The organism is Paracraurococcus lichenis, assembly GCF_030657435.1.
Lineage (GTDB): Bacteria > Pseudomonadota > Alphaproteobacteria > Acetobacterales > Acetobacteraceae > Paracraurococcus > Paracraurococcus lichenis.
Window position 1 is genome coordinate 1 of sequence record NZ_JAUTWS010000196.1, and the last position, 4,444, is coordinate 4,444.

Consider the following 4,444-nt stretch of genomic DNA (forward strand, 5'->3'; position numbering starts at 1 on the left):
GGAGCGTCCGATCCTGGACTGGTTCCACATTGCCATGCGGCTGCAGCACCTGACCCAGATCGCCGGCGCTCTGTCGTCCGACGATCCGGCGCGCGCGGGCGCGAAGGCAGTGATCGTCGAGGAGGTCGAGCGCCTGCGCTGGCGGCTATGGCATGGCAAGGCCAAGGACGCGAAAGCCAACCTCGATCGCATCCGCGCCGTCATGCACCATTTCCGGGGCGAGCATGCCGGCCGCAGGACCGTCGCGCCTTCGCGCAAACTATGGACCGCGCTACGGGCGTTGGACTGCTATCTCGTCGGGCAGAGCGAGCGGCTGGTCAACTACGGCGCGCGGCACCGGGCTGGGCTGCGGGTCGGCACGGCGCTGACCGAGGGCACGGCCAACTTCCTGGTGAACCGCCGGATGGCGAAATCGCAGCAAATGCGCTGGTCCCGGCGCGGCGCCGACCGGCTGCTGCAGGTTCGCTGCGCCGTCTACAACGGCACGCTCGGCACCGGCTTCGGGCAGCGCTTCTATCCCGCCAATGACCTGCCCCCGCAAATGGCCGCCGCAGCGTGACCCCCAGTCTCGCGGCAGTCCCATGCTCGAACTGGGGCGGCCGGAATACGTCCGCATCGCATAACACCGAACACGGGTAGGGCCACCTGCGTCCACATCGCTGACCGATGCAACACACTGGTACTGCGCATATCGGTCCTGATTACCGACGCATCTCCCGCTCCAATTGATCACAATACGCCAGCATCCTTTTCAAATCTGAACTCATGTTCACCCCCGGCCTCACGTTTTCGCGCAAAGATAAACATTCCTTCATCATGCCCCGCCTTTCATGGTCAACTATCGTCTGAATATCTTCGCTAGAAAGCCCATCTGGCTGCTTTGCCATGAGTTCATTCTGCTGACCTGCGTGTGTTGATGAAAACAAGCTAAGTGTTAGCAAACTTATTGTGGCAAAGGAAAGATTGTAGCTCGTCGGCATTTATGCGTTCCTATCCTTTTTTTAATCAGATACGGCTCGATAATGCAGCTTATCGCCGCATTTCCGGAACAACAAGCTCTACGAGTTCCGAATCTCTGCCTTCGATACTGAGCCTGTTGTAAATCTCCGAGTCAAGAGCAATCACTAGTTGTGTGCGAGATAAATTGCGTTTAACGTGATTCGGGTCGGGGGGAATCAGACACCGCGTGGGCTCGGCGCACTGTTGAGCCGGCTCTTCGGGAGCTGAAGCGGTGTCATCCTCCGCCGTGCTCGCTGTCGAGACGGCGGGGTCAAAAACAACTCGGAATGGCCATGGAGCGGCACAGAGCGTCTCCGCGATCCATGAGCCAGGACGGCGGCCGGCTGAACCAGCCGGCGGCAGAGATAGGCGTGTGGTGCGCTTATCTCCCGACCAACGCCCATTCCAGGGGAATGCATATGAACCGCCTAGTCGACGGGCATGTCCGCTTCAAGCGCGACGTTTTCCCAGAGCGCAAAGACGCTTTTCTGCGTCTTGCACAAGCCCAGAGCCCGCAGGCAATGATCATCACCTGCGCTGATTCCCGCATTGTGCCGGAGCTCATCCTGCAGGCGGACCCTGGCGACCTTTTCGTCTATCGAAACGCGGGTAACCTAGTACCGCCCTATTCCGGATCGGTGAGTGACGGCGCCTCCGCGGCAATCGAGTACGCGGTAGTTGCCCTTGGGGTACAGCACATCGTCATCCTCGGTCACTCGGACTGCGGTGCCATGAAGGCGACGCTCCGCTGCGACGACCCGGAAGGTATGCCCACCGTACGCGCTTGGCTCCGCCATGCCGACGTTGCGCGTGACGTGGTGGCGCGGCGAGATGGCCGGCTCCCGGCGCGCGACAAACTCGACGCGCTTGTGCATCAGAACGTCATTTCGCAGCTTTACCACTTGCGCACTCATCCTTCAGTCGCGGCGCGCCTTGCGACCGGCCAGCTCGGCTTACATGGATGGGTCTATCACATCCCCGATGGAGCGATCGTCGCCGTGGACGACTCCGGGCAGTTCCGCCCGCTTGAAGACTGTGAGCGGACACGGGAGGCGGACACGACCGCACCGCGTTGCGCGACGCACCTTGTCGGAATGCGCTGATCGTCCCAGGCAGGTGGAACCAAGCGGGCCTTGCTCATCCCGCCCGCTGCTCCACGTCCTGGGCAAGGACTGGCTGCGCGGTCGCAAGTGGCCGCGGCGATCCGCCTCACATCAGGATCCAGTATCAATGACCATACGCCTGCCCTCGCGGGCCGCGCTCGCCCGCGATCTTCCTGCGTCCGTCGTTGTTTTCCTCGTCGCTCTGCCGCTCTGCATGGGCATCGCAATGGCTTCTGGCGTGCCAGCGGCGAAAGGTTTGATCACCGGCGTCATCGGTGGCCTGGTAGTTGGTATGTTGGCCGGTTCGCCACTACAGGTCAGCGGCCCCGCCGCCGGCTTGGCGGTTATCGTTTTCGAACTAGTGCGCGAGCATGGCCTCGCCGCCCTCGGTCCGATCCTGCTGCTGGCTGGTCTGATCCAGTTCCTTGCTGGCCTCGCGCGCTTGGGCGCTTGGTTCCGTGCGGTCGCCCCCGCGGTGGTCTACGGCATGCTGGCGGCCATTGGCCTGCTGATTGCTGCCTCTCAGTTCCACGTCATGTTCGACGTAGCGCCAAAACCCTCGGGGCTGGCCAACATCGCAGCGCTGCCTGGTACGCTGCTCAGCGCTCTCCTAGAGGGCAATAGTGCCTCCGTCATGGCGGCCGCGCTCGCAGCGCTGACCATCATGGCCAGTCTCGTATGGGAGAAGCTGCGTCCCGCTGCGTTGAGGCCGTTGCCTGGAGCCTTGGTCGGCGTGGCTGCTGCGACTGCGGTTGCAGCCCTGCTGGCATTGCCGGTCAAGCGTATTGTGCTACCCGACACGTTGGCTGAGGCGGTCGACTGGATCACGCCGGAAACACTCAGTCGCTTGCTCGAGCCGGACATCTTTTTGGCTGCTTTCGCCATCGCCTTCGTAGCCAGTGCTGAAACCCTTCTCTCGGCTGCGGCTGTGGATCGTATGCACAACGGTCCCCGTAGCGACTTCGACCGGGAACTAGCGGCCCAGGGTGTGGGAAACATGCTGTGCGGCGCGCTCGGCGCCCTTCCAATGACTGGAGTCATTGTCCGTAGTTCTGCCAACGTGCAGGCGGGCGCGGCGACGCGGCTCTCCGCTGTTCTGCATGGTGCCTGGATCCTGCTCTTCCTTCTCGCTTTTCCCTCCGTGCTTCGCTTGGTACCGACCGCTAGCCTTGGTGGAGTGCTGGTGCTCACCGGCCTCAAGTTGGTGGAGCCCAAACATTTGCGTGGTCTGGCACGCCACGGTGCCGGCGCGGTCGCAACCTATGCCGTAACGGTGGCGGCCATCGTCGCCACCGATCTGCTGACCGGCGTGCTCGCGGGTCTAGCTCTTTCGGTCGCGCTAGTCGTCTGGAAGACAAGTCATCTGCGGGCTGAGCTGCATGAGCAGGGCGGCACTGAAGCACGTCTGTCCCTACATGGCGCCGCGACCTTCGTCCGCCTGCCGCAACTCGAGAAGGTACTGCACCAAATCCCAGCGAATACGCGGGTGCAACTGGATGCGGAGCGACTGGCCTACATCGACCACGCCTGCCTTGACCTCCTGCGTGACTGGGAGCGAAGCCGGACGAAGATGGGTGCTACACCCTCGATTGACTGGGATGGACTACACCGCCGGGCCGGTGTGGCCGGCCCAGCATAGTTTCAGCTCGGGCGAAGCGGGTTAACCGCTTCGCCCGACTTCTGAATAGCAGCACATCCAGGCCTGGGTGGCGAGATCGAAGCGCTTCGGTGATGAGAGCCTCAGCAATCCCCTCATTCTGATATAGTATTGAATGCAAAAATTGAATCAGGCCGCCAGTGTTGAGTTGAGGGTAAGCGGTGGAACCAAGCCCTTCTTCACGGCTGGCGCCTGCGCGTGGAGAGCATGCAAAGCCGTGGGGGGAGGGCCGCGAGGTCGCCTATCTGGTAAGCTCCTCGGGTATGGGGGCGAAGGAGCGACGCCGGTGCCAAAGCGGGTATGGCGGCTGACGCTGGTGGCCGAGGCGGCTGAAGGGACGACGGAGACCGAACTCGCCCGGATCGAGCGGAGCGAGGCGAGCGGGCTGGCCGATCTTGGGCTCAGCCTTGAGGAGGTGCAGCATCTCACCGCGGCATTGCAGGCCGGGATCCTGACGGCCCAAGTGGCCACGGTGGGTGAGCGCCGCCGAAGAGCCCGCGAACCCAGAGCAGGCAAGGTGCCAAGCCGCCGCTCCGGTAAGCTCCCGACCGGCGGGAGCGAAGGGAGCGGGGCCGGTGCCGAAGCTGGTGTGGCGGGTGAAGCTGGTCGCGGAGCTGGAACCCGGGGTGGCAACCGAGACCGAGGTGGCCCGGATCGAGCGTGACGAAGCGGCCAGCTTGGCCGA

General features: G+C 63.1%; 3 protein-coding genes and 1 pseudogene. 3 read left to right on the plus strand and 1 reads right to left on the minus strand.

The window, feature by feature from the left end; all coding sequences use genetic code 11:
* Nucleotides 1-559: pseudogene (locus Q7A36_RS38540) on the plus strand (hypothetical protein); the annotation flags it as partial.
* A 142-nt stretch (nt 560-701) separates the two neighbouring features.
* Here Q7A36_RS38540 and Q7A36_RS38545 read toward each other — a convergent pair.
* A complete protein-coding gene (locus Q7A36_RS38545; protein ID WP_305109090.1) occupies nt 702-980 on the minus strand; it encodes a hypothetical protein in 279 nt (92 codons plus the stop codon).
* Between the two features lie 342 nt (nt 981-1,322).
* Here Q7A36_RS38545 and Q7A36_RS38550 point away from each other — a divergent pair, with 342 nt between their 5' ends.
* Both Q7A36_RS38550 and Q7A36_RS38555 read left to right on the plus strand, forming a co-directional pair.
* The gene (locus Q7A36_RS38550; RefSeq protein ID WP_305109091.1) at nt 1,323-2,102 is read left to right on the plus strand and encodes a carbonic anhydrase; all 780 of its coding nucleotides are present in this window, start codon (nt 1,323-1,325) and stop codon (nt 2,100-2,102) included.
* 127 nt (nt 2,103-2,229) lie between these two features.
* Nucleotides 2,230-3,741 (plus strand): SulP family inorganic anion transporter, encoded by a 1,512-nt coding sequence (locus Q7A36_RS38555; protein ID WP_305109092.1) that lies wholly within the window; start codon nt 2,230-2,232, stop codon nt 3,739-3,741.
* Nucleotides 3,742-4,444: the final 703 nt, after the last annotated feature.